Origin of the sequence: Catellatospora sp. NPDC049111 (genome assembly GCF_040648615.1) — a bacterium.
Classification (GTDB): domain Bacteria; phylum Actinomycetota; class Actinomycetes; order Mycobacteriales; family Micromonosporaceae; genus Catellatospora; species Catellatospora aurea.
This window is the reverse complement of record NZ_JBEZEB010000011.1, coordinates 174,007-198,736: the sequence shown is the minus strand read 5'-3', so window position 1 is coordinate 198,736 and position 24,730 is coordinate 174,007. Positions and strand designations below refer to the sequence as shown.

The following is a 24,730-nucleotide window of genomic DNA, read 5'->3' as shown; positions in this document are numbered from 1 at the left end:
GAAGTCCTAGCGGCCCGCCCCGACCGGCACCCGGCCGGTGTCGGCGGCCTCGCGCTGCGCGCCGACCACCGGGCCGAGCGCACCGACGATGTCCTCGACGCGTGCCTTGGCGTCGCCGAACAGCATCCGGGTGTTGTCGCGGAAGAACAGCGGGTTCTGCACCCCGGCGTAACCCGCCGCCATGGACCGCTTGAACACGATCACGTGCTCGGCCTCCCACACGTGCAGCACCGGCATGCCCGCGATCGGGCTGCCCGGGTCGGCCGCGGCCGGGTTGACGGTGTCGTTGGCCCCGATCACCAGGACCACGGACGTGCCCGCGAAGTCGTCGTTGATCTCGTCCATCTCCAGCACGATGTCGTACGGCACGTCCGCCTCGGCGAGCAGCACGTTCATGTGCCCCGGCAGCCGCCCGGCCACCGGGTGGATGCCGAAGCGCACCTGCACGCCCCGCGCCCGCAGCCGCCGCGTCAGCTCCGCGACCGGCCCCTGGGCCTGCGCCACGGCCATGCCGTACCCCGGCGTGATGATCACCGAGGTGGCGTCGCGCAGCAGCGCCGCGACGTCGGCGGCCGAGGTCTCCCGGTGCTCGCCGAGGTCGGCGTCCGACGCGGCGACCTGCTCGGTGCCGAAGCCGCCCGCGATGACCGACACGAACGAGCGGTTCATCGCCTGGCACATGATGTACGACAGGTACGCGCCCGACGAGCCGACCAGCGCGCCGGTGACGATCAGCAGGTCGTTGTCGAGCAGGAAACCCGACGCCGCGGCCGCCCAGCCGGAGTAGCTGTTCAGCATCGACACCACCACCGGCATGTCGCCGCCGCCGATGGAGGCGACCAGGTGCCAGCCGAGCGCGAGCGCGATCACGGTCACCGCGACCAGCAGCCCGAGCTGCGGCGTGACGACGAACCACACGGTCAGCGCCACGAACGCGACCAGCGCGCCGAGGTTCAGCACGTGCCGTCCCGGCAGCATCAGCGGCCGGGACGCGATGCGCGCCGACAGCTTCAGGTACGCCACGATCGAGCCGGTGAAGGTGACCGCGCCGATGAAGACGCCGACGAACACCTCGGCGTGGTGGATGTGCAGCAGCGCGCCGGTCAGCCCGGCCGGGGTGGCGTGTTCGACCTCCAGGTAGCCGTTCCAGCCGACGAGCACGGCGGCCAGCCCGACAAGGCTGTGCAGCACCGCGATCAGCTCGGGCATCCCGGTCATCTGCACCACCCGGGCGCGCCACAGCCCGATACCGCCGCCGACCAGCATGGCGAGCACGAGCAGCGCGGCGGCCGCGGCGGTGATGTCGCGGACGGCCAGGGTGATGGTCGCGCCGAGCGCGACGGTCATGCCGGCGATGCCGTACACGACACCGGCGCGGGCCGTCTCGTGCTTGGACAGCCCGGCCAGGCTCAGGACGAACAGCAGCGCCGCGACGATGTACGCGGCCTGCACTGCGGTGATGGCGGTCATGGGATCAGCCCTTCGAGAACATGCCGAGCATGCGCCGGGTGACGGCGAATCCGCCGATGATGTTGACGGTGGCCAGCAGGATCGCCGCCGCGGCGAGCACGGTCACGGCGAGGCTGGTGCCGTGGCCGATCTGCAGCAGCGCGCCGACCACGATGATCCCGGAGATCGCGTTGGTGACCGACATCAGCGGCGTGTGCAGCGCGTGGTGCACCTTGCCGACGACGTAGTAGCCGATGACGACGGCCAGCGCGAACACGGTGAAGTTGCCGACGAACTCCTTCGGCGCGAACGCGGTCAGCCCGAACAGCGCGGCCGCGCCGAGGCCGACGTAGGTGAACATCCGCCCTGGCGAGGCCTTCTTCACCGGGGCGGCGACCGGAGCGGGCGCGGCGGCCTGCGGGGCGGCCGACACCTGCACCGGCGGCGGGGGCCAGGTCACCGCACCGTCGCGGGCCACCGTCATCGAACGCTGCACGACGTCGTCGAAGTCGAGGACCAACCGGCCGTCGCGGCCCGGGGTGAGCAGCTTCATCAGGTTGAGCAGGTTCGTCGCGTACAGCTGCGAGGCCTGCGCGGGCAGCCGCGCGGGCAGGTCGGTGTACCCGATGATGGACACGCCGTTGTCGGTCACGACCAGCTCGCCGGGGACCGTGCCCTCGACGTTGCCGCCCTGCGCCGCGCCCATGTCGACGATGACGCTGCCGGGGCGCATGCTCGCCACGTGCTCGGCGCTCAGCAGCCGGGGCGCGGGGCGGCCCGGGATCAGCGCCGTCGTGATGACGATGTCGACCTCGGCGGCCTGGTCGGCGTACAGCTCGGCGGCGCGGCGGTCGTAGTCGGCCGAGGTCTGCTTGGCGTACCCGTCGCCGCCGCCTTGCTGCTCGGCCGCCACGGCGAGGAACTCTCCGCCCATCGAGCGCACCTGCTCGGCGACCTCCGGCCGCGGGTCGGTGGCCCGCACGATCGCGCCCAGGCTCTTCGCCGCGCCGATCGCGGCCAGTCCGGCCACACCCGCCCCGGCGACCAGCACCCTGGCCGGCGGGACCTTGCCCGCGGCGGTGACCTGCCCGGCGAAGAAACGCCCGAACGTGTGCGCCGCCTCGACCACGGCCCGGTAGCCGGCGATGTTCGCCATCGAGCTGAGCACGTCCATCGACTGGGCGCGGGAGATGCGCGGCACCGCGTCCATCGCCAGCACGCTCACCCCGCGGCCGGCCAGCGCGGCGACCAGTTCGGGGTTGGTGGCCGGTCCGATCAGGCTGATCAGCGTCGTTCCCGCGCGCAGCGCCTCGACCTCGGCCGGGGACGGCGCGTTCACCTTGAGCACGACGTCGGCCTGCCAGCAGTCGTCGCGGCTGCAGATCTTCGCGCCCGCCGCCTCGTACGCGTCGTCGGAGAAGCTCGACCTCTGGCCCGCCCCGGACTCGACCTCGACCTCGTAGCCGAGTTCGACGAGCTGCCGCACCACCGTCGGCGTCACCGCCACCCGGGTCTCCGCCGCGGCCGACTCGGCGGCGACACCCAGTCGCTGCGTCGTGACCGGACCATCCCCCGCACCCGGGAGCCCGCCCGGCTCCCCCAGGTCATGCTGCTGTCCCACCACGACTCCTGTCGACGCTGACTAGATCAATCGAGCTTGACAAGCATGGTGTGGCCACGACACAGCGGTCGTCAATGAACGCGCCGAGTAATCGAAGCCACACTTGGCGGGCACCCCGCACGGCGAGCGTCGATACGCGCCCCGAGTTACCAACTCCACAGCCGCGCGGGCGCGGCGACCCCGGGGAGAGGGTGCCGCGCCCGCGCTCCGGGTGGCCGTCAGGTGCGCAGCGCCGGGATGACGTGTTCGCCGTACGCGCGCAGGGTCTCCTCCTTGGCGTCGTGCTGCAGGTAGACCGCGAACTGGTCCACGCCCAGCTCCTTGAGCCGAGACAGTTTCTCGATGTGCGCCTGCACGGGGCCGAGCACGCAGAACCGGTCCACGATCTCGTCGGGCACGAAGTCGGCGTGGCTGTTGCCGGCCCGCCCGTGCTCGGCGTAGTCGTAGCCCCTGCGGCCCTTGATGTAGTCGGTCAGCGCCTGCGGCACCGCGCCGGTGTCGCCGTAGCGGGCCACGATGTCGGCGATGTGGTTGCCGACCATGCCGCCGAACCAGCGCGTCTGCGCCCGCTGGTAGGGCAGGTCGTCGCCGACGTACGCCGGGGCGGCCACGCAGAACTTCACCGCCATCGGGTCCCGCCCGGCGCGTTCCGCCGCGTCGCGCACCGCCTTGATCATCCAGGCGGCGATGTCGAGGTCGGCCAGTTGCAGGATGAAGCCGTCGGCGACCTCGCCGGTCAGCTTCAGCGCCTTCGGGCCGTACGCGGCGACCCACACCTCCAGCCGCGAGTCCGTGACCCACGGGAAGCGCAGCGCCGACCCCCGATGGGTGATCTCCCGCCCGTTGCCGAGCTCGCGGATCACGTGCACCGACTCGCGCAGCTCGGCCAGGTTCATCGGGGGCAGGCCGAGGGTGCGCCGGGCGGAGTCGCCGCGGCCGATGCCGCAGACGGTGCGGTTGCCGTACATCTCGTTGAGGGTGGCGAAGGTGCTGGCGGTGACGGTGACGTCGCGGGTGCCCGGGTTGGTGACCATCGGCCCGACGACCACCCGTTCGGTGGCGGCCAGGATCGCGCTGTAGACGACGTACGGCTCCTGCCAGAGCAGGTGCGAGTCGAACGACCACACGTGGCTGAACCCGGCGGCCTCGGCCTGCTGGGCCAGCTCGACGACGCGCCGGGCGGGCGGGTCGAGCTGGAACACGACTCCGATGTCCATGACGCCCTCCTAGACCAGGTAGCTCGACAGGCCGCGGGGCAGGTAGCGGCCGTGGCCCTTGCGGCCGTGGTACTGCCCGCCGGACACCAGCACGCTGCCCCGGGAGATCACCGTGTCGACCTTGCCGGCGATCTCGTAGCCCTCGTAGGCGGAGTGGTCCATGTTCATGTGGTGCGTCTCGACGCTGATGCGGGTGCGGCCGTTCGGGTCGTAGACGACGATGTCTGCGTCGGAGCCCGGCGCGATCGCGCCCTTGCGCGGGTACAGGCCGAACATGCGGGCCGGGGTGGTCGCGATGGTCTCCACCCAGCGCTCCAGCGACAGCTTGCCGTCGACGACGCCCTGGTAGAGCAGGTCCACGCGGTGCTCTACGCCGCCGATGCCGTTGGGGATCTTCGAGAAGTCGCCGAGGCCGAGTTCCTTCTGGTCCTTGAAGCAGAACGGGCAGTGGTCCGTCGACACGATGGCGAGGTCGTTGCTGCGCAGCCCGCGCCACAGGTCCCGCTGGTGGCTCTCCTGCCTGGAACGCAACGGCGTGGAGCAGACCCACTTGGCGCCTTCGAAGCCTGGTGCGCCGAGTTGGTCTTCGAGGGTGAGGTAGAGGTATTGGGGGCAGGTCTCGGCGAAGACGTTGCGGCCGGTGTCGCGGGCTGCGGCGACGGCTTCGAGGGCCTGGGACGCGGACAGGTGCACGATGTAGAGGGGGGTGTCGCCGGCGACCTGGGCCAGGGAGATGGCGCGGCGGGTGGCTTCGGCTTCGAGTTCGGCGGGGCGGGTGAGGCCGTGGTTGATGGGGTCGGTTTCGCCGCGGGCGAGGGCTTGGCCGATGAGGACGTCGATGGCGATGCCGTTCTCGGCGTGCATCATGATCATGGAGCCGTTGTCGCGGGCTTTCTGCATGGCGCGCAGGATCTGGCCGTCGTCGCTGTAGAACACGCCGGGGTAGGCCATGAACAGTTTGAAGCTGCTGATGCCCTCGGCGTCGACGAGGGAGTCCATCGCTTTCAACGACTCGTCGTCGACCCCACCGATGATCATGTGGAAGCCGTAGTCGATGTGGCAGTTGCCGTCGGCCTTCGCGTGCCAGGCGGCGAGGCCTTCGTGCACGTTCTCGCCGGAACGCTGTACCGCGAAGTCGACGATCGTGGTCGTGCCGCCGAAGGCCGCCGCACGGGTGCCCGACTCGAACGTGTCCGACGCGAACGTGCCGCCGAAGGGCAGCTCCATGTGGGTGTGCGCGTCCACGCCGCCTGGGATGACGTATTTGCCGGTCGCGTCGATGATCTCGGCGTCCGCGACGACCGGCGCGAGGCCGGGGGCGAACAGGGCGGCGATCGTCTCGCCGTCGACGAGCACGTCGGCGGCGTGGCGGCCGGAGGGCGTGACGACGGTGCCGCCGGTGATGAGGATGGCCATGGGGTCTCCGCTCTCACGCCTGGGTCAGCGGGCCGTAGGCGTCGGGCCGGCGGTCCCGGTAGAACTGCCACCGGTCGCGCACCGTGTCCAGCAGACCCAGGTCCAGGTCCCGGACGACCAGCTCCGGCTGGAACGCGTCCGCAGGCTCGCCGACGAACTTGCCCTCGGGGTCGACGAAGTACGAGGTGCCGTAGAAGTCGTCGTCGCCGAGGTCCTCGATACCGACCCGGTTGATCGCCCCGATGAAGTACTCGTTGGCCACCGCCGACGCGGGCTGCTCCAGCTGCCACAGGTACGACGACAGCCCCCGGCTGGTCGCCGACGGGTTGAACACGATCTGCGCCCCGTTGAGCCCCAGCGCCCGCCAGCCCTCCGGGAAGTGCCGGTCGTAGCAGATGTACACCCCGACCTTGCCGACCGCGGTGTCGAACACGGGATAGCCGAGGTTGCCCGGCCGGAAGTAGAACTTCTCCCAGAACCCCTTCACCTGCGGGATGTGGGTCTTGCGGTACTTGCCCAGGTAGCTCCCGTCCGCGTCGACCACCGCCGCCGTGTTGTACAGGACACCCGGCTGCTCCTGCTCGTACATCGGCAGCACCATCACCATGCCCAGCTCCCTGGCAAGGGCCTGGAACCGCTCCGTCGTCGGACCCGGAATCGACTCGGCGTAGGAGTAGTACTGCGCGTCCTGCACCTGGCAGAAATACGGCCCGTAGAACAGCTCCTGGAAACAGATCACCTTCGCGCCCTGTGCGGCGGCCTGCCGCGCATACTCCTCATGCGCCTTGATCATCGATTCCTTGTCACCCGTCCAGGTCGTCTGGACCAGCGCGGCGCGAATGACGTCTGACATGGTGCGATCTCCGTCCTGCTAGCGGTTCGCCGGTGCCCGCGGGGCTCAACACCACCAGGCCCGTCGCGCGGCGCCGGATGCGGACGACGAGGTCGGCATGGTTGGAGTCAACCGGCACGGCCGCCGCGGAGGAATTGGCGCATGGTCCGACATCGCCCCGCCCCGCCCCTAAGCCGTTTGTACTGTCCTACAAACCGTTCGCCGCCAACTGCTGGGTCATGAGGTTCGTTCGCGACACGAAGATTTCCTTTCCGATGAATCGTCACCTATGTTGGTGCCGCGGGCCCCTGACCGGCTCAGCGCTGTTTCCGGCCGGGCCTCACCGTGCCGCGGCACCGAGCAGGGGAGAGACCGGTGGCACAGCCAGATCCCGGGCAGGCAGCGAACGCGCGCAAACTGGTCGTCCAGTTAGGGCAGCTGCTCACCGACATCACCGCCGGCCGCCCCGTCGCCAAGGTGCACCAGCAGCTGCTCGACCAGTTCGACGCCGCCGTGCACGACTACCGCATCGACGCGATGCAGCTCGGCGCGCCGGAGTTCGCCGAGACCTGGAACGCGCTGCAGTACGGACTGGACCTGCCCGTAGACGCCTGGGAGCAGGTCGTCCTGCCCACCGTCGTCGGCTTCAGCGGCATCCAGAAACTGAAGATCCACCTGGAGCTCGCCACCTCCTACTGGCTGGCCGCCCGCGCCGCCGTCGACGCGGTGCCCGGCTACGCGGCCGCCGCCGCCGCGCTGCCCGATCCGTCCACCACCGACAACTCCCTGCCGGCCGTGCCACCGACCACCCCGGCCCAGCCCGGCACACCCCGGCACGCCTTCGCCACCGAACCCGCCACCCCCACGGCGTACGCCGCCGCGGACCGCCCCGCCCGGCCCGGCCCCGACCGGCGTGTGCTGGTCGCGATCGCCGTCGCCGTCCTGGCCACGGTCACCGTCATGCTGGTCTTCGTCATCCGGCCCACCGGCGACGACCCGGCATCGGCGACGCCGCAGGGGCTGCCGTCCCCGATGCTGTCGGCGGGCATGATGGCCGGCGACAGCGGCCAGCCGGTCACCCTGCCGACCGCACCGCCGTCGGCGAGCCCGCAGCCGTCTCCGATGATCACCACGGAGCCGACTCCGGCGCCCAGCTGGACCCCGCCGACGCCCTCGACCACCAAGCCCGGCGCACCCTCCCCGGCCCGGCCGGTCGCGCCGTCCGCACCGACCCGCCTGATCGCGGTCGCCGCCGACGAGCACAACATCTGGCTGTCGTGGTCCGCGCCGGTCAACGGCGGGTCCGGTGGGGTCGCGTACTACCGCGTCGTCCGGGACGGGCAGTCGATCGGCTGGACCCGTTCGACGAGTGTCACCGTCACCGGGCTCGCGCCCGGGACGACGTACCGGTTCACGATCATCGCGGTCAACGGGGCCGGGCTGCCGTCCGCGCCGAGCAACCAGATCACGGCGATGACCGCGTCCCCGTCACCTTCTGCCCCGCCGCCGTCGCCGACCACAGCGCCGCCGGTGCCGACCGATGCGCCGACGCCGTCCCCGACGGAGACGACCGCCGAACCCACGCTGTCGCCGGTCGAGCCTTCGCCGCCGCCGTCGCCGGAGAACCCGTCACCGACCACGGAACCGCCCGTGGAACCGGAAGGCGGGGTCTGAGGGTCGACCTCGCATCGGCCTGGCCGGCGGCTGGTTCACCATGACGGCCAGGGGACTTCGCTCGGTCGGAGGACCTCGGCCGGCCGGCGCCTACCCCCGCCACGCCTCTCTACGATCTCGTGGTGGCAGACTCCCCGTCCTCGGGCTCTACGACAGCCTGCTGACCCAGCCTTTGACCGAACAGCTCGACCGATGGCGAGCCGATGGCCAGATCGCGCCCCGCCGCCACGAGACCGCCACCGGTGATCCCGCACCGAACAGCGGTCGCCATCTTGACCGCACGACCGAAGACGCACCCATCCGGTGCACTTCAGGTCGAAGGCAACTTACGAGGGTCGATCATGGGTCTCGCTCAAGGTAGCATTCGTTGTACGCCCCGCCAGGGCGACAGCATCCGGATGTAACTGGCATAACGACTCGGTGGCGGTTGAGGATGACAGCGAAACAGGCACCCACCACGGCTGGGCCGGTTTCGAAGTTGCAGACTTCTGACGCAGTGCGCTCAAGGATGAGCCGACAACGCTCCCGCAATACCGCGGTCGAGGTCATCCTACGGCGAGAACTGCACCGCGCTGGACTGCGATTTCGCATACACCAGCGGCCACTGCCCGGTGTGCGCAGAGAAGCCGACGTGATCTTCACCCGCGCGAGGGTGGCGGTGTTCGTCGACGGCTGCTTCTGGCACGGATGCCCCGAGCACGCCACCTGGCCCAAGAACAACGAGGAGTTCTGGCGCACCAAGATTGAGGGCAACCGGACACGGGATGCCGACACCGACTCGAAGCTCGCCGCCGCCGGCTGGCTGTCCGTACGCGTGTGGGAGCATGAGCAGGTCGCCGATGCGGCCGCCCGAGTCGCGGCAACTGTCAGGGATCGGCAAGGTCACGATCGGTCGGGCGTGCGCAACACCGTCGCAGGGTTGGCCTAACCTGTCTCCATGCCCAATCCCATCACCATGATCGACTTGTTTGCCGGTTGCGGCGGCATGACCCGAGGGTTCATGAACGTCGAGGGCTACAGCCCGATCATGTCGGTCGAATGGGATTTCAGCGCCGCGTCCACCTACGCCGCGAACTTCGGTGAAGAGCACACCCACTGGGGCGACATCGCCGACGTTCCCGACGAGAGGATCCCCACCGCAGACCTGATCATCGGCGGTCCGCCCTGCCAGGGATTCTCGAACCTCGGCAGCCGCGACGTGAACGATCCACGCAACAAGCTGTGGAAGGAATACATCCGTTTCGTCCGGCATGCCCGCCCGAAAGTGTTCGTGATCGAAAACGTCGACCGTTTCCGGTCATCGTCGGAGTTCGCACTCCTGCTCGCCGAGGCCGCCCCCGGCGGCCTGCTCGAGGAGTATGAACTCACCCACGATCTTCTCCTGGCGGCTGACTTCGGCGTCCCGCAGCGGCGCACGCGCGCCATCGTCATCGGCTCCCGCATCGGGAAGATCCCCATGCCCGACCGTACGCACGCCAAGCCGGACACCTTCGACAGCCTGAGTCTCGAGCCCTGGCAGACGGTACGCGACGCCATTGAAGGCCTGCCGGCCGTTCCGCCGACCACAGAACTGCCTGCATCGAACGTCACCTTCTTCGGCCGCGAGGTGGCCGGCGAGTTCAAGGGCCTCGATCTTCACATCGGCCGCAATCCCACCGAGCGTTCTTTGGAGCGCTACGACCACATCCCTCCGGGGGGCGGGCGGTTCGACCTGCCTGACTACCTCCTGTCGGAATGCTGGCGGAACAAGAAGACCGGCACCACCGACGTCATGGGCCGCATGCGATGGGATGCACCCTCGCTGACGATCCGCACCGAGTTCTACAAGCCCGAAAAGGGCCAGTACCTGCACCCGCACTGGGTCGGCCGCGAGCATCCTGACAACGTCAACCGCCCGATCACCCAACTCGAAGCCGCCAAGCTGCAGTCTTTCCCCGACGATTTCCTGTGGTGTGGCGGCAAGACCGCAATCGCCAAGCAGATCGGCAATGCCGTTCCGCCACGTCTGGCAGAAGGCATCGCCCAGCACTTGAAGCCCTACCTGCTGGACAAAGCAGCCGATTCGGCTACGTCCGACGGCGGGCTCTAGACAACAGTCCGGGTGCGGGGCCCACCTACCCACACCCGGACCGCGATCGCTACGCGCCGTTCAGGGCGCTGCGGATCGCCTCGCCGAGTGCCCTGGCGACCGGCGGCGGCGACGCGTGACCGATCTGCCGATACCGGGCGGTCTTGAGACCGGCGATCCGCCAGTCCGGCGGAAATGCCTGTAGCAGCGCAGTCTGTTCGACGGTGAGTTTCACCAACCCGGCACGGCCCAGCTCGCCGTCCCAGACGAAGTTCGGTCCCGGAACCACATCGGCAACGGTCCCGCCGTCTACTCCGATCCTCGCCCAGGCGTTCTTGGAGCCGGTCGGGCCGAGGTCCGGCCCTCCCCTCTCCCACGAGCCGCCGACCAGGGTCGGTGCGAGTTCCTGCGCCTGAGCCGCCCACTGCTCGGCTTGTCTCCATCCCGACGCGGCCATGGACTCCGCGAGCACCGACCCGACGGTCCGCGCCGGCGTGGCCGGACCCGGGTGCAGCCTGAACCGGCCGATCAGGTCACCCTGCAGCGCCACCAGCACGCCATGCTTACGGTCCTGCGGCACACCGAAGTCCGACGCGTTGATCACGAGCCACTTCCAGCCGAAGCCCAGACGTGTCAGCTCCTCTTCCACGAACCCGCGAACCGGCGCGTACTCGGGCTTGGTGACCAGATCGGGCACGTTCTCGATCAGCAGCGCTCGTGGCCTGATGCGCTGCGTCAACGTGACCGTGGCCTCGAGTAGCGCCAACTCGAGATCGCTTCCCCGGGTGCGGCCCGCCGTAGCGGTGGCCTGGACCCGCGGAAGTCCCGCCGACAGTAGGTCGACGCCGTGGACCTGTGGGTGGTCGGCAGGGTCGAACTCCAGCAGATCCATGTCGTGCACGTCCCAGTGGGGACGGTTGATCCGCAGCGTCTCGCACGCGATCGCCCGGTTGTCGATCAACATGACTGGGTCGAAGCCCGCCTGCTCCAGGCCCAGGGCGGAGCCGCCGGCACCCGCACAGATCTCCAGCGAGCGGAGCCGTCCGCTTGCCCCGGCAACCGCCCGAGTGCCGCCTGCCGGCTGCGGCGACGGCAACGACCGAACCGCCGTCGGCCCCACTGCGGCAGGCATTGCGGGCACATTGATGCCCAGACGTTTCAACGTCTCGGTCGTCAACCCCGTACACAGGTCCCGTACCTGCTCATCGGACAGTGCCCGCACGTCGAGGAACACCAGGTAACGGTTGAGCCGCAACGTAACGTCGCGGATCACCGGCCTGCGGGGAGTGTCGGCGGCCAGCGTGGTGACGGCACGTGCCACCTCGCGGACAAGCCGCGGATCGCCACCGAGACTTCGCCGTTCGAGCAGCGCGTTGAGATCGCTTTCGGTCAGGGCGGCAAGGACGTGCTCGTGCCCGGCGAACACCACCGCCTGCCACCACAGACGGGCCCACGTGTGCCGATGCAGGTCCGTGGCGATCCACCGCTCCCGGTTGTCCAGCCCGAAGCGCCACAGCGTGACGTGGGGAAGTGCCACCAGGGACAGGAACGACCACAGATCGCGGTTGCCCGCCTCGGCCCATGACAGATCCAGATGCTCACGGATCATCGCCGCGGCGTCTCGGTCGAAGGCGACCCGTGCCTCCCGACCGGCAGACGCAGGGAACTCGTACTTCTCCGCCAGCCGCGTGATCGCGTCGATCAGCTCCCGCACCCGCTTCTCCGGCACCCGGCCACCGACCGGAGCCCAAGTCTGGGCCGGATGGCTCTCACGCGGTGTCGCAAGCCCACCGGCTGCCAGCTGGGCATACGCCGCTGTGGCAACCACCGAGGGAAGATGCGGCCACAACTCGCTCACTGGAAGATCCGCCCCCTACCGAGGTTCCTGACCGCGCCCGAGATCTGGGTCCTGACAGTCGCCAACTCCGCCGGCGACGGCGGCACGACGATCGACAACGGTGATGCGGCGACGGTGCGGGACAGCACGTCCCCGACGCTGTCGAGGGGCCAATCGTCGCGCTCGGCCAGTTCGGCGTGCAGATGCAGGGCGAGTTCCAGCAGCAGCGCCGCGACTCCCGCCTGCAACTCGTCGAGCAGCGCCTGCTGCCTCTTGTCCTTGGCGCCACGCGACACCGCCGAGCTCAACTCGCTGTCGCGCTTGTTGATGAGCACGCGGAACGTCCCGTAGAACGGCGCGGTCAGGTCCACGCTCGTCTCCAGGTGCCAACTGGCCGTCGGCGACAGCCACGTGTGCGCGAAGTCGATCTCGTGCACCGGGAACATCGACGACACGTTCTCCAGCACCACCCGCTGAACCTGCTCGGCGAGCACCGACCCGGGAACGGCCGCCACCGCCACCGCACGCTCCACTGGAGGACGGACAAGGCTCACCGTGCTGCGCAGTGACAGCACACCGGAAAGCCGATCACCGACCAGCGTCGTGTCGGCAACCGCGGTGCCGCCGGCATCGAACCTCACCGGCGGCGCGGCTTCGGTCATCTGGGTGGTCGAGCTCGTCCAAGACACGGCCAGGGCCACGTCGGCCAGTTCGAGGCCGGTTTCCTGTCTGAACCGTTCGGGGTCGACCCGGACCCGGCGGCCCACGTGAAGATCGGTACCCGGGTCCCAGCCGTCGACCGCCTCCGGCAGCGGCGACCACTGCGACGATTCGAGCAGCATCCACGGCTCCCACACGATTGTGCCGGGGCCTGGTACCAGATAGGGGCGGACATCAGTAGGCATCGGCGGACACCTGGCTCACGTTGAAACGCACCACGGCATCTGCGACGTGTGTCGCGTACACCAACCAGTCCGACTCGTCGCCAGCCGGCACCAGGACACTGTCACCCTGCACGACGACCCCTGCCTGAACCGAGCGCCATTCGATGATCTGCGGCACGGCAGCACCCAGCGGCGCCTCGGTCTCCCTGCCGCCGCCTTCCACGACGACGTCCACACCGGCCCTCAGAACCCGCGCGACGTCGGCACCCGGAACCTTGACCGGGGCGACCAGGAACGAACGTCCCTGATGAACCTGCAACACCGGCGTGCCGTTGACCCGCGGCTTGCCGCCTCGCCGCAGCGTGACACCACCACCCGCACCCGGGCCGCCCACACCGCCGCCGCTCACACCGGGGCCCGGCCCGGCCGACGTTGCCGCTCCCACCCCGGTCACCGGCCCGGATCCGTCCGTGTCCGACCCGGCCCCGGCCTGGGTCGGCACGGCGATCCGTGCCGGCACCACACCGGCGAGCAGCACCGACAACTGCCCCAAACCCTGACCACCCGCACCGCCCGACTGAGGGCCCAGGCCGAGCTTCTCCTCCAACTGCTTCTGCACGAAGGCACGCGCGCCCAGCACAACACCCCGGGCCGCACCGGTCAGGCCCTTCGGCACCCAGTCGTCATGCGTCGGCGGCTCGGCAGAAGCGAACAGCGCGTCGGCATCCTCCGACGCCTTGAATACACCTCCGTAGGCCAGGCGCGAATCCGGATGCGGCGAACCCGGCAGATAGTCCACGACCAGCTCCGCGACACGCATACGGGCGACGTGGCGCGACGGTCCCTCAAACGGCTTGGCCGCGGCGACCAGAGCCCGCGTCCCGACATCACCGCCCGCGGCTCCCAGCGCCATCGCAAACGAACCGCCGATCCTCGGCGGAACCGTGCGCGAATAGACCGCTGCCCTGCCCGCCCGGACTTCCTGCATAGCCTCGACGAACGGTGCCAGTTCGTCGAAGCCGCCGGGGTCGGCAACCGGGACCGCGGAACCGTCGACACCCACACAGAAGCGCATGTGACGGCCCTGCTCATCCCTGATCATCTTCGGCCAGAGGTTCCACAGAATCGACGATGCGAGGAACGTCGCTGCCTCGTGCGGGCTGCGCTCCCGGGCATCCGACTCCGGCCCCGTCAGCCCAAGGTCGGCGGCCAGGATCACGATGTCCGTGCCGGTACGGCCGTCAGCGAACCCTGGCAAACCCAGGGCACCCGCGACGACATCAGCCGCGGCGCCAAGAATCGGGTCCGGCACTCCGTCCGGCGCCACCTGGCCCCACCAGTGCCGGCCGGTGAAACGCTGATCACCCTGATACCAACTGTGGCCCAGCGCCGCACCCATCAGGCGCCGCCCGTTCGGGCCACCCTCGGCGGTGTTCGTGTCGACCAGGATCGCGCCCGCCCGGCTGAGCCGGTAGAAGATGGCCTTGCCGAACCCGTAGGTACCACCGCCGAACTTGTGATCGCTCGGCTCGCCGACATTGCGCAGAAACTGCACGAAATCCGGGGTCTGCCCCTCACGGGCCCGTTCGCCGGCACGCAGCGGACCGCCGAGCCCGGCGGTGTTGCGATCGGAGATGACCAACACGACCGAGTCGGGCCGCAGCGCCTTGTCGAGTTCGACGTTCGACTCCCCCGCAGGCCCGGGCATCAAAAACCGCCGCCAGGCGTCGGCCGCGTCGCCCAGCACCCGCACGTCGACGCCGAAGTCGACCACGCCGTCGGGGAGGTGTGCATCCCAGCTGTTCTGCGCGGCTTCCCGAACCAGCACCGTCAACGGGTCGAGCGAAGGTCGGCCCAGCTGTTTGACGATGCCCTCGGCGGCAGCCGAACCCTCCGGCGCGAACGGTTGTGACCACCATCGGGCGCTCAACGAACGGCCTCCTCTGCTATCTCGGCCAGCGAAGCCCCCACGGTCAGCGACAGCAGCGGCGCAAGGTCGATCCGATAGTCCAAGTCCCCGACGCCGTACGGAAGTGACCCGGTGACCAGCGATGACGGAACGAGCCGCGGCGTGCCGGCCCCGACTTCGAGCCTGAACACCTCTTCGATGGAGAACGTGTCGACATCGGGCCGGTCGGGCTGCTCCGACCAGCCTGCCGCCGACAGCCGGGATCGGAGATCGACACGTGACGACACGACATCACGCAGGTCGGCGACAAGATCACCCAGGCGGCGCCCCTCCGGGTCCTCCACCACCCGCAGCATGACCAGCTCCAAGCGGCGGCCGTCATGAGTGTTCAGCTGCTCCAACCCGTGGATGACAACGCCGTCGCTGCCTGCGCTCAGCCCCTTCACCTCCAGGCAGCAGGCCGGTGCCTCGAAATCGTGTGGCTCGTTGAGCGGCCCCCGCCACGCCTGGACAGGGAACCCCGCATCCGCGGCGACAAGCGCCGACAGAACCGAGAGCTCGGCGAACAGCCCCACCTTGGCCTGGTACGACAAACCACGGACCAGACGGCTGCGGAACAGCCGCCGCCACCGCGTGACGGCACCGATCGCCGCCGACGCGGGCCGCTGGGCGCCCGACACGGCCTCCAACACGTCGGTCACGATCTCGTCGAACTCGGCGAACAGATCCGCTTCGGTGCAGGACACATCGACATACACGACCGGCGGACCCTCGAAACGGAGCTTGCGGATCGCCAGCCCGAGCACGGCCGGGCGGGGATCGACCGCAACGGCCTCCTCCCCTGCGGGAACCAGAAGGTGACGGGCACCCGTACCGTCCAGCGCCACCCGGCACGGCTCGCCACCACACACGACCTCGAGCGGGAACGAGGAGAATTCCTGCACACGCGGCGGCGTCAGGACCGCCCACGCCCGATCAAGCATGCTCGCTTCCAGGTCCGTCAAGACATCTCCTCGGTGTCGACGTCCAAGGCCTCGTCGACGTTCTCGCTCTCCACGTCGGTGAGGTCCACCGCGACATGGGTCGCCTGGATGCTCTTGGTCCGGACATCGCCTGGGAAGGTGATGCCCATCCCGACCACCGGCCCCACCGCTCCAAGCGCAGTACGCGTTGCGTCGGCGCCCTGCTTCTGGTTCACGGGCTCACTGGTCGGATCGATCAGATACAGGACCAGAAGTCCACGGTCGCGGCACACCGGGTCCGCGTTGCGCAACGCGACGAGCTCGCTCTCGCTTTTCGCCCTGGCCTCTGCCGGCGTGATTCCGAGGTCCAGCGCCCGATCCTGCTTGCTCATCAGCGTCTTGATGTCGGCCCGTTCGAGCTGACCGTCGGCCAGCCGGGAACGGACCGAGTAGTTAACGTCAAGGCCACCGAGCTTCGCCGAACCGCCCTCGCCGATGACGACGGCCACCGACCAGGTCGCCAGACTCGGCGGATCGCTCGTCAGCTGCTGGTCGATGTACTTGACCATGAGCGTCGGGTCGAGGTCCGGGGAGTCCTCGTGCACCTGGTAACGCGACAGGAACTGCTTCACCAGCGACACAGGAACATCCCGGATCAGGCGGGCAGAGCCCACGTTCTCGTTCTCCAGCCCACCGCGCAGAACCGCGTCCTGAACCAGACTCTCCGCAGCCTGCAGGTTGCCTTCCAGCCACTCGGTGTCATCGCGATGGAAGTATCGGGTCTGCAGTCGGCGACCGGCATAGGAGATGAACGCGGGCTGGGCGGCGCCCATTTTCGCTGTGATCCGCAGTGCCGGATGCGTTCGGATCCTGACCGCCACCTGGGTCGGGGTCAGGTTCTCCCGCTGGTAACGGTCGATGTCGTCGCGCATCTCGTACTCGACGGTCGCCAGGTGGCGAAACGCCGCAGCCAGACTCGGCGTCATCCAGATCCTCGGCAGGTCCTCGAACCCGGTCCGGTACCCGAACCAGCGGCCCATCTGCAGCAGCGTGTCGTACGCCGTTGCGCCTCTGACGAAGAAGCTCACCACGAGCCCTTCGAGGGTGAGACCGCGCGACAACGTGTTACCGCCCACCGCGATGGCGACCACCGACGGATCGGAATAGTCGAGCCGGTCCTGGCTGCGATAGTTGTCCAGGACGATCCTCGTGGCGGAGATGACCTCATCCAGATGAGGCAACACCTCGTCGAACGAGTTCTGCTTACGGTCGAAGTCCTCCGCAGGCACCCTGGACGACTCAAGCTCCCACAGCTCGCGCCACTCGTCGATGATCTCGGCACGGCCGGAGGCAAGACCGGCCAGAGCCCTGCGCTGCAGCCCCTCCAGGGGCGCTCGATAGCTCTCGTGGACCGCGATCTTGACCGAGGTGTGGATGAGCATCGTGCTGTGGCCGTGGTCACCGCGAGCACGGCGAGCGGCGGTGGCCAGCCAGAACCAACGGACCGACGTCACAAGCTCGTCGATCATCGTCGGGGTGAACCCCTCCGGCGGCTCCTTGCTGCCCGGGCGCAGCAGCGGGACGTCATCCTCGGCGATGTAACGAACCATGTCGTAGCCGTCCGGCGGGCCCTGCTCGTCGGCCGCCTCGGACTCCACCGAGTCACGCCCGAAGATCGTCTCGGGGCCGAAGTAGCCGTCCGGACGCGGCAAATTGAGGATGAACGACTTCGGGTACATGTCGTCCTGCGTGGGGTCCACGAACACGTTGGCGAACGGCGTCGCGGTGTAGCCGACGTAGGTGGAGCGCGGCATCAGGCTCAACAGTCTGCGGATGAGGGGGTTGATCCGGCCCGTGGCCACCGAGGCCTGATCAGCCTCGTCGTCGACAACCAGGACCGCGGCCGACTCGAGCGCCTTGCGCCCGTTCGGAGTGTCGAGCCACTTGATGAGTTTGCCCAGCACCGCGGCGTTCTTCTTCACGACCGCCAGAACCGTCTTCTCCGCGCTGAGCACAGCCGCAACGTCGTGCGCCGGCTTCACGAAGTCGCGGGACTCCTCCGTGAGCGTCACCCAACGATCGGGGTTGAGATCCTTCAGGTACTGGTCGAGACGGACCTGCGTCTGACGACGGAGCCCGTTGTGGATACCGGACAACACGATGACGAGCCGGTACTGCACGTCCGCCAGTTTCGCAATGACGGCAGTGAAGTTCGTCGTCTTACCGCTCTGCACGTATCCGACGACCAGGCCTTTGGAATCCCAGTGGGTACGGTCCGGCCGAGGTGTGTGAGCCACCACAGTGCTGGACGAATGGTCGACTGAGGAAACCCGTTCGGACGGCCAGCCGTCGCCCTCGAAACGGTTCTTGAGCGCCAGCCAGTAACGGTCGGACTCGCCGGGCCCGCTGTACCAGTCGTCCGACCCCGCCGTGATGATCGGCGGGCCGCCGGCCTGCACCTTCGCTTTGTCCGCCTCGAACTGGGCGCGAAACTTCTCGACCTGATCCGCCGGCAACGACCCGAAACTGAGCACGGCTGAATCAACGCCGTGACGCCTCGCCCAATCCGCGAAGACGGTGTACAGACCCACGATCTACCACCCTTTGGTAAGTCCGCAAAACACATGGCCGAAGCTCGACCAAGAACCGACAGGAACACCCGGACGCGAAACACACCCGCAAGCACCCGAAACCTGCAGCCGTCACCGAACCCAGGTGCCGAGCCGAGCAATCCCACGGCGCGTCACGGCAAGATACGACATCTCCGACCCTTTCACCTTCGCCCAGGTCGCCCTGGGCCGAAAGTCGCCCATCAGTGCACGCAGGCGATGCCCTTCCAGATGAACCATCACCGTCTGATCGGCCGGCCATCCGCCGGGAAGCCCACGGACTCCCCAGACACGACAGTCGATCGAGGACCAGCGCCGCAAGCCGCGCCCGGCAAGCCTGGTCCACGTTGAGCCAACGTCAGATGGTCCGCCTGTGCCCCGACAGCGCCGCGACCAGCAGCACCACCACCACCGACGCCCACCGCGGCAACAGCCAGCGTTGGCGATGCCGAAGAGACTCGGTCACCGTCACCAGCTCACCCTACAGCATTCCAGTATTTACCAGCAATACCCAGTATTATGAGTGAACCGGTTGGTGCCGTGTACTGCTGTTAGATGTCCGATCGCATGTCCGTTCGACAATGGGCCGGGACGCTCCGCGCCGTAGCCGATGTCTCGCCGCGATGAGGGCGGGCGACGAGGCGATGGCCGGCGTCGAGCAGCGGCTCGCCGAAGCCGTCGGGCAGGACGACTACCGCGCCTTCAAGCGCACCCTGCAGCGGCTCGCGGAGCTGAGCACACCGGAAGAAGCCACACCGAACTGACCTGCGTACCGCGTGTCCCGCGCCACAGGCCCGCGGGCAGTGCCCTGCGTACCGGCGCTTTGCGACACGCTTGCGGACCCGACCCGCCTGGACGATCCGGCGCAGCGCCGTAGGCTGACAGGCGTGACCGAGTTCGACGGCCTTCCTGTCCTGCGTTCCCCCGTCGCCATCGCCGCCTTCGAGGGGTGGAACGACGCCGCTGACGCGTCCACTGCCGTGGTCGAGCACCTCGAGCAGGTATGGGACGCGCGCGAGGTGGCATCCGTGGACCCGGAGGAGTTCTACGACTTCCAGGTGAACCGGCCGCTGATCACCCTGGTCGACGACACGCGGCGCATCGAGTGGCCGAGCACCAAGTTCATGGTCGCCTCGCCGCCCGGGGCGCAGCACGACGTGGTCCTGATCCGCGGCATCGAGCCGAGCCTGCGCTGGCGTACGTTCTGCAACGAGATCCTGGAGATCTGCCACAGCCTCGCCATCGAGAAGATCGTGCTGCTGGGCGCCCTGTTGGCCGATGTGCCCTACAGCCGGCCGCTGCCGATCAGCGGCACGGTGACCGGCAAGCACGCCGGCGAGGAGAAGATCCAGCTCACCCCCACGCGGTACGAGGGACCGACCGGCATCGTCGGGGTGCTGCAGGACAGCGCGTCGCGCGCCGAGCTCGACGCGATGTCGTTCTGGGTGCACGTGCCGCACTACGCGAACAACCCGCCGTGCCCGAAGGCCACGCTCGCCCTGCTGCACCGCATCGAGGAGGTCCTCGACCTGCCGGTGCCGATGCTGGACCTGGCCGAGGAGTCCGCCGAGTGGGAGGACCGGGTCCGCGCCGCGGCCGCCCAGGACGCCGAACTGGCCGAGTACCTCCGCGACCTGGAGGAGCGGGCCGGCGACGTGGCCAAGCCGCTGTCCGGCGACGAGATCGCCGTCGAGTTCGAGAAGTACCTCCGCCGCCGCGGCGGCTCCCCCGGCCCCACCCACGGCACCTGGTAACCCACCCACCCACCCACCTGCCCCACCCCGCCCCACCACCAGGCGCAACTCTTAAAAAGTTGCGCCTTTCGGCGTGCTCTGAAGCCGCGACTTTTTAAGAGTTGCGGCTTGGAGGGGGCGGTGTGGCGGGTGACACGCCGCGTTGGGGCTTCCTAGGGCGCTAGGTATTCGGACATTTGTGCGGCATGATCGCCTCATGACCGAGACGGGCTTCGGCGGGATCAATCCGGGCGCGGCGGAACATCCGCACCGGCAGATCGCCGCCCAGCTGCGCGCGAAGATCAGACGAGGCGACTGGGCCGCCGGGGAGCAGCTGCCGTCGATTCCGGCGCTGGCGCAGATGTTCGGCGTGGCGAAGCAGACCGTGCAGCGCACCATCGATCAGCTGCGCGTCGAGGGGTTGCTGATCACCAAGCCGGGCTCCGGGACGTACGTGCGAGGCACCCGGCGGCGGCTCAACCGGCTGTCGCGGGGCCGCTACGGCGCGCACCGCGGCTACCACGCCGACCTGGCGGCCCGGTACCGCCAGCAGCTCACCGAGGTGACCCGGTCGGTCCCGCCGGCGGAGGTCGCCGACGCGTACGGCGTGCCGGACTCGACCCTGCTGGTGGTGCGCCGGCACCTGGTGCGTACGCAGGACGCCGTGGTCGAGGTCGGCGCGGCCTGGCTGCGGCCGCAGGACGCCGCGGGCACCTCGCTGGAGCGCCTGGAGTCCTTCGGCCGCCCGCTCTACCAGGAGGTCGAGGAGGTCACCGGCCGCCGCTACGTCACCGCGACCGACACCATCACCGCCCGGCTGCCCACCCGTGAGGAGGCCGAGACGCTGCAGATCCGGCCGGACACGCCGGTGCTGCACCTGCTGCACGTCGCCTACGACGGCGAGCACAAGGTGATCGAGGTGGCGCAGGCGACGTGGCCGGGGCCGATGACGACACTGACGGAGGAATACCGGGTGCCCACGCCACGCCCGGACGCCGACCTGGACGGAGATAGCGATCCTGGGCTTGTCCTGGGCTAATCTGCGGGTTGTCGGGTGCCCGACACCTTTTCGCCTGCGCACCCGCGCGTTCGCCGCAAGGATGGTTGTATGACCCTTCGCCGATCCTCCGACGGAGCACAGCGGGGTGCCGGGAACCGGCCGGACGGCGCGGCGGCCCGCTCTCCGCAGGCGTTCGTGGCTCTGCTCGGCGCCCTGGTCGTGCTCGTGATCGGACTCGCCCTGCTCGGCGTGCTGGTGGTCGGCATCGCCGACGGCGTGCCCAGCACGGGTGTGCTGCTGCTCGGCGCGCTGACCCTGGGCGTGTTCGCCCTGGCCGCGCGGTTGGGCCACGTCGCGCTGACGTTGCGGCGGCAGGCCGGGCAGTCGGCCCGCCCCGCCCGGCCGCGCCAGGCCCCGCCGCAGCGCCCGTCCCGCGCCGCCGTACGCCCGCGCCCCCAGCCCCGCCCTCGCGCCTGACCTGCGCCCGACGCTCACCTGCCCCGCTGACCGCCGTCCGGAGCGGCCGAGCCGGGGCGCGATCCGCACCAAGGTCCTCCGACTTGCCTGGCACCTGTGCGCATCCGGCCTCAAGATACGCACAGGTGCCAGGCAAGTCGAACGATCATGATGCACGCGCGGGTGGGCGGCGGGTGGAGGTCAGAGCTTGATGCCGAGGAGGGCGTCGAGGGTTTCGGTCATGAGGGCGGGTGCTTGGCGGTCGGTGCCCACGCCGGCGAGGGTGTCGTCGGCCCAGGCGTCGATGAGGGCCAGGGCGCCGGGGGTGTCCAGGTCCTCGGCGAGTTTGGCGCGTACGCCGGCGAGGAGGTCGGCTCCCGAGGGGGCCGTGGCGGACTTGGCGGCCTGGCGCCAGCGGCGCAGACGGTGTGCGGCGGTCGCGAAGACCTCGTCGGTCCACTGGCGGTCGGCGCGGTAGTGGTCGCCGAGCAGGGCCAGGCGGACCGCCATCGGGTCGACCTTGTCCGAGCGCAGGCGGGACACGAAGACCAGGTTGCCGCGCGACTTGCTCATCTTCTCGCCGTCCAGGCCGATCATGCCCGCGTGCACGTAGTGCGCCGCGAACGGGGCCTTGCCGGTGAGCACCTCGGCGTGCGCGGCGCTGCACTCGTGGTGCGGGAACAGCAGGTCGTTGCCGCCGCCCTGCACGTCGATGGTCTCGCCGAGCAGCTCCAGGGCGATCACGGCGCACTCGATGTGCCAGCCGGGGCGGCCCGCCCCGAGCACACCGCCGGGCCAGGACGGCTCGCCGTCGCGGCGGCCGCGCCACAGCAGCGGGTCGAGGGCGTCGCGCTTGCCGGCACGCTCCGGGTCGCCGCCGCGCTCGGCGAAGAAGGCCAGCATCTGCTCGCGGGACAGGTTCGACTCGTACCCGAACCGGGGCGCGGCGCTGATGTCGAAGTAGACGTCGCCGGTGCCGTCCTCCAGCCGGTACGCCGCACCCCGGTCGAGCAGGTCGACGACCCGCTCGGCGATGACGGGGATCGACTCGACCGCGCCGACGTAGTGGCTCGGCGGGATGATCCGCAGGGCCTCCATGTCCTCGCGGAACAGGGCCGTCTCGCGCATGGCGAGGACCTTCCAGTCCTCCCCGTCGCGGGCGGCCCGCTCCAGCAGCGGATCGTCGATGTCGGTGACGTTCTGGACGTAGACGACGTCGTGCCCGGCGTCACGCCACATCCGGTTCACCAGGTCAAATGTGATCATGGTCGCCGCGTGGCCCAGATGGGTCGCGTCGTACGGCGTGATGCCGCAGACGTACATCGTCGCGTGACCGCCCACCGGGCGGCTCGGGAAGGCGCCCTGGCGAGCGGAGTCGAACAGCGCCAGCGGCTGTCCGGCGCCGGGCAGGCGCGGGATGTCAAGACCGGACCACGTTTCCATGGCGCCAGCCTAACCAGCTTTATGCCGAGAGCGGATCTCCCCTTGCGCGGTTACCCGCTGGCGCGGACGTGACGCTAGGGTCGCAGGTATGACCCATCAGGTGTACGCATTCGAACCGCCCGAGCGGTTCGTCGCCGGTACGGTGGGTCCGCCGGGCGAGCGCACGTTCTATCTGCAGGCTCGCGGCGGCGGCCGCCTGGTCAGTGTGGCGCTGGAGAAGATGCAGGTCGCGCTGCTGGCGGAGAAGCTCGAAGAGCTGCTCGCCGAGGCGCATCAGCGGTTCGGGGCGGAACTGCCCGCCTCAGCCGAGGGGCCTGCCGACAACGAGCCGCTGGACACCCCCGTCGACGAGGAGTTCCGCGTCGGCACGCTGGGGCTGGCCTTCGACGTCGAGACCAGCACGGTCATCATCGAGGCGATCGCGGCCGAGGAGGCCGAGTTCGACGCCGAGACCGAGACGGCCGACGACGAGGACGAAGACGAGGACGCGACGCCGGAGATCTCCGACGATCTCGACCGGCTGCGGGTGCGGCTGACCCCGGCGGAGGTGCGGCAGTTCATCGACCGCGCCAAGCGGGTGGTGGCCGCGGGCCGGCCCCCGTGCCCGCTGTGCGGGCAGCCGCTGGACCCGGCCGGGCACCTGTGCCCCCGTCACAACGGCTATCACCGCAGGTGAGAACGTCCGGTGGCGGAGTAGCGTCACCGGATGGCACGCAGTCCCATCCGAAGGTGAGGTCAGCCATCCCTCCCACCGGCGACCAGACGCACACCGGCAGCGCCGGTGATCAAGACCTGTCCCGGGGCCCCGGCCGGCAGGCCCGCTCCGGCGACGGCCGGACCGAGCTCGGCACGCTGCTCCGTGACGCCGAGATGGAGATCGAGGGCCGGCTGGTCGAGGCCTCCAACACGACGCTGCGGGTGATCCTGTCCGGCGGCGGGCGGTCGGTGCGGGCGGTGTACAAGCCGGTGCGCGGCGAGCGCCCGCTGTGGGACTTCCCACACGGCACGCTGGCCGCCCGCGAGGTCGCCGCGTACACGGTGAGCGAGTCGCTGGGGTGGGACCTGGTGCCGCCCACGGTCATGCGGGACGGGCCGCTCGGGCCGGGCTCGTGCCAGCTGTGGCTGGACGAGACGGTCGAGCCGCCGGTGGACTTCGTGCCCGCCGACGAGCTGCCGCAGGGCTGGCTGCCCATCGCGGCCGCGCAGGACGAGGACGGGCGGCCGTACCTGCTGGCACACGCCGACGACCCGCGGCTGGCCCGGCTGGCCGCCTTCGACGCGGTGATCAACAACGCGGACCGCAAGGGCGGCCACGTGCTGGCCACCCCGGATCAGCGGCTGTACGGCGTCGACCACGGCATCTGCTTCCACACCGAGGACAAGCTGCGCACGGTGCTGTGGGGGTTCGCGGGACGGGCGGTGCCGCCGGAGGTCGCCGCGGCGCTGCGCGCGTTCGACCCGGGTGTGCTCGACGACCTGCTGACCACGGCGGAGGTCGATGCCGTCGGCACCCGCATCAAGCAGCTCGTCGCCGACGGCCGCCTCCCCCAGCCCCCCGAGGACCGCCACGCCATCCCGTGGCCCCCGATCTGACCACCGACCGCCGCCGACCGGGCCGAC

General features: G+C 69.6%; 20 protein-coding genes. 9 read left to right on the top strand and 11 right to left on the bottom strand.

Annotated elements, in window-relative coordinates:
• Positions 1-6: 6 nt before the first annotated feature.
• The 5 genes from pntB to AB0B66_RS18545 form a co-directional block, all read right to left on the bottom strand.
• Positions 7-1,470: a Re/Si-specific NAD(P)(+) transhydrogenase subunit beta gene (pntB, locus tag AB0B66_RS18565; RefSeq protein ID WP_360530760.1), complete on the bottom strand. Its 1,464-nt coding sequence runs from the start codon at positions 1,468-1,470 to the stop codon at positions 7-9.
• 4 nt (positions 1,471-1,474) lie between these two features.
• Entirely contained in the window at positions 1,475-3,070 is a 1,596-nt protein-coding gene (locus AB0B66_RS18560) for a Re/Si-specific NAD(P)(+) transhydrogenase subunit alpha (protein WP_360530757.1), read from the bottom strand.
• Between the two features lie 218 nt (positions 3,071-3,288).
• Positions 3,289-4,287 (bottom strand): TIGR03842 family LLM class F420-dependent oxidoreductase, encoded by a 999-nt coding sequence (locus tag AB0B66_RS18555; RefSeq protein WP_360530754.1) that lies wholly within the window; start codon positions 4,285-4,287, stop codon positions 3,289-3,291.
• A gap of 9 nt (positions 4,288-4,296) precedes the next feature.
• Positions 4,297-5,703 carry a dihydropyrimidinase gene (gene hydA, locus AB0B66_RS18550; RefSeq protein WP_360530751.1) on the bottom strand — a complete coding sequence of 469 codons (1,407 nt, stop codon included), beginning with the start codon at positions 5,701-5,703 and terminating at the stop codon, positions 4,297-4,299.
• Between the two features lie 13 nt (positions 5,704-5,716).
• The gene (locus AB0B66_RS18545) at positions 5,717-6,556 is read right to left on the bottom strand and encodes a nitrilase-related carbon-nitrogen hydrolase (RefSeq protein WP_360530748.1); all 840 of its coding nucleotides are present in this window, start codon (positions 6,554-6,556) and stop codon (positions 5,717-5,719) included.
• A gap of 354 nt (positions 6,557-6,910) precedes the next feature.
• Between AB0B66_RS18545 and AB0B66_RS18540 the strand changes: the two genes are divergently transcribed.
• From AB0B66_RS18540 to AB0B66_RS18530, 3 genes are all read left to right on the top strand, one after another.
• Positions 6,911-8,209 (top strand): fibronectin type III domain-containing protein, encoded by a 1,299-nt coding sequence (locus AB0B66_RS18540; protein ID WP_360530745.1) that lies wholly within the window; start codon positions 6,911-6,913, stop codon positions 8,207-8,209.
• Between the two features lie 433 nt (positions 8,210-8,642).
• The gene (locus AB0B66_RS18535) at positions 8,643-9,137 is read left to right on the top strand and encodes a very short patch repair endonuclease (RefSeq protein WP_360530742.1); all 495 of its coding nucleotides are present in this window, start codon (positions 8,643-8,645) and stop codon (positions 9,135-9,137) included.
• Between the two features lie 9 nt (positions 9,138-9,146).
• Positions 9,147-10,298: a DNA cytosine methyltransferase gene (locus tag AB0B66_RS18530; protein ID WP_360530739.1), complete on the top strand. Its 1,152-nt coding sequence runs from the start codon at positions 9,147-9,149 to the stop codon at positions 10,296-10,298.
• Positions 10,299-10,347: 49 nt separating this feature from the next.
• Here AB0B66_RS18530 and AB0B66_RS18525 read toward each other — a convergent pair whose 3' ends face one another.
• From AB0B66_RS18525 to AB0B66_RS18505, 5 genes are all read right to left on the bottom strand, one after another.
• Entirely contained in the window at positions 10,348-11,991 is a 1,644-nt protein-coding gene (locus AB0B66_RS18525; protein WP_360530736.1) for a DNA cytosine methyltransferase, read from the bottom strand.
• Positions 11,992-12,131: 140 nt separating this feature from the next.
• A complete protein-coding gene (locus tag AB0B66_RS18520) occupies positions 12,132-12,956 on the bottom strand; it encodes a hypothetical protein (protein ID WP_360530733.1) in 825 nt (274 codons plus the stop codon).
• A gap of 52 nt (positions 12,957-13,008) precedes the next feature.
• Complete coding sequence (locus AB0B66_RS18515) at positions 13,009-14,928, bottom strand: hypothetical protein (RefSeq protein ID WP_360530730.1); 1,920 nt, start codon at positions 14,926-14,928, stop codon at positions 13,009-13,011.
• Positions 14,925-15,911, bottom strand: a complete 987-nt coding sequence (locus AB0B66_RS18510; protein WP_360530727.1) for a PD-(D/E)XK motif protein — start codon at positions 15,909-15,911, stop codon at positions 14,925-14,927. Before AB0B66_RS18510 ends, AB0B66_RS18515 begins: the two co-directional genes overlap by 4 nt.
• The gene (locus tag AB0B66_RS18505; RefSeq protein ID WP_360530724.1) at positions 15,908-18,460 is read right to left on the bottom strand and encodes a Z1 domain-containing protein; all 2,553 of its coding nucleotides are present in this window, start codon (positions 18,458-18,460) and stop codon (positions 15,908-15,910) included. The genes AB0B66_RS18510 and AB0B66_RS18505 overlap by 4 nt, the downstream gene beginning before the upstream one ends.
• Before the next feature lie 641 nt (positions 18,461-19,101).
• On the opposite strand from AB0B66_RS18505, the gene AB0B66_RS18500 reads away from it, so the two are divergent.
• The 4 genes from AB0B66_RS18500 to AB0B66_RS18485 all read left to right on the top strand — a co-directional run bounded on the left by AB0B66_RS18500 (position 19,102) and on the right by AB0B66_RS18485 (position 21,688).
• Positions 19,102-19,242, top strand: coding sequence for a hypothetical protein (locus AB0B66_RS18500; protein WP_360530721.1), 141 nt, complete (start codon positions 19,102-19,104; stop codon positions 19,240-19,242).
• A gap of 123 nt (positions 19,243-19,365) precedes the next feature.
• Positions 19,366-20,232 (top strand): PAC2 family protein, encoded by an 867-nt coding sequence (locus tag AB0B66_RS18495; RefSeq protein WP_203693395.1) that lies wholly within the window; start codon positions 19,366-19,368, stop codon positions 20,230-20,232.
• A 196-nt stretch (positions 20,233-20,428) separates the two neighbouring features.
• Entirely contained in the window at positions 20,429-21,250 is an 822-nt protein-coding gene (locus AB0B66_RS18490) for a GntR family transcriptional regulator (protein ID WP_360530718.1), read from the top strand.
• Between the two features lie 69 nt (positions 21,251-21,319).
• Positions 21,320-21,688, top strand: a complete 369-nt coding sequence (locus tag AB0B66_RS18485) for a hypothetical protein (RefSeq protein ID WP_360530715.1) — start codon at positions 21,320-21,322, stop codon at positions 21,686-21,688.
• Positions 21,689-21,868: 180 nt separating this feature from the next.
• Here AB0B66_RS18485 and mshC read toward each other — a convergent pair whose 3' ends face one another.
• Positions 21,869-23,110, bottom strand: coding sequence for a cysteine--1-D-myo-inosityl 2-amino-2-deoxy-alpha-D-glucopyranoside ligase (gene mshC / locus AB0B66_RS18480; RefSeq protein ID WP_360530712.1), 1,242 nt, complete (start codon positions 23,108-23,110; stop codon positions 21,869-21,871).
• Between the two features lie 88 nt (positions 23,111-23,198).
• On the opposite strand from mshC, the gene AB0B66_RS18475 reads away from it, so the two are divergent.
• Positions 23,199-23,786: a DUF3090 family protein gene (locus AB0B66_RS18475; protein ID WP_360530709.1), complete on the top strand. Its 588-nt coding sequence runs from the start codon at positions 23,199-23,201 to the stop codon at positions 23,784-23,786.
• A gap of 116 nt (positions 23,787-23,902) precedes the next feature.
• A complete protein-coding gene (locus AB0B66_RS18470; RefSeq protein ID WP_360530837.1) occupies positions 23,903-24,703 on the top strand; it encodes an SCO1664 family protein in 801 nt (266 codons plus the stop codon).
• Positions 24,704-24,730 lie beyond the last annotated feature (27 nt).

Coding starts and splice junctions, on each gene's coding strand:
- mshC (WP_360530712.1), bottom strand. CDS start 23,110: ATGGAAACGTGGTCCGGTCTTGACATCCCGCGCCTGCCCGGCGCCGGA.
- AB0B66_RS18555 (WP_360530754.1), bottom strand. CDS start 4,287: ATGGACATCGGAGTCGTGTTCCAGCTCGACCCGCCCGCCCGGCGCGTC.
- AB0B66_RS18545 (WP_360530748.1), bottom strand. CDS start 6,556: ATGTCAGACGTCATTCGCGCCGCGCTGGTCCAGACGACCTGGACGGGT.
- AB0B66_RS18485 (WP_360530715.1), top strand. CDS start 21,320: ATGACCCTTCGCCGATCCTCCGACGGAGCACAGCGGGGTGCCGGGAAC.
- AB0B66_RS18490 (WP_360530718.1), top strand. CDS start 20,429: ATGACCGAGACGGGCTTCGGCGGGATCAATCCGGGCGCGGCGGAACAT.
- hydA (WP_360530751.1), bottom strand. CDS start 5,703: ATGGCCATCCTCATCACCGGCGGCACCGTCGTCACGCCCTCCGGCCGC.
- pntB (WP_360530760.1), bottom strand. CDS start 1,470: ATGACCGCCATCACCGCAGTGCAGGCCGCGTACATCGTCGCGGCGCTG.
- AB0B66_RS18500 (WP_360530721.1), top strand. CDS start 19,102: ATGAGGGCGGGCGACGAGGCGATGGCCGGCGTCGAGCAGCGGCTCGCC.
- AB0B66_RS18475 (WP_360530709.1), top strand. CDS start 23,199: ATGACCCATCAGGTGTACGCATTCGAACCGCCCGAGCGGTTCGTCGCC.
- AB0B66_RS18520 (WP_360530733.1), bottom strand. CDS start 12,956: ATGCTGCTCGAATCGTCGCAGTGGTCGCCGCTGCCGGAGGCGGTCGAC.
- AB0B66_RS18535 (WP_360530742.1), top strand. CDS start 8,643: ATGACAGCGAAACAGGCACCCACCACGGCTGGGCCGGTTTCGAAGTTG.
- AB0B66_RS18530 (WP_360530739.1), top strand. CDS start 9,147: ATGCCCAATCCCATCACCATGATCGACTTGTTTGCCGGTTGCGGCGGC.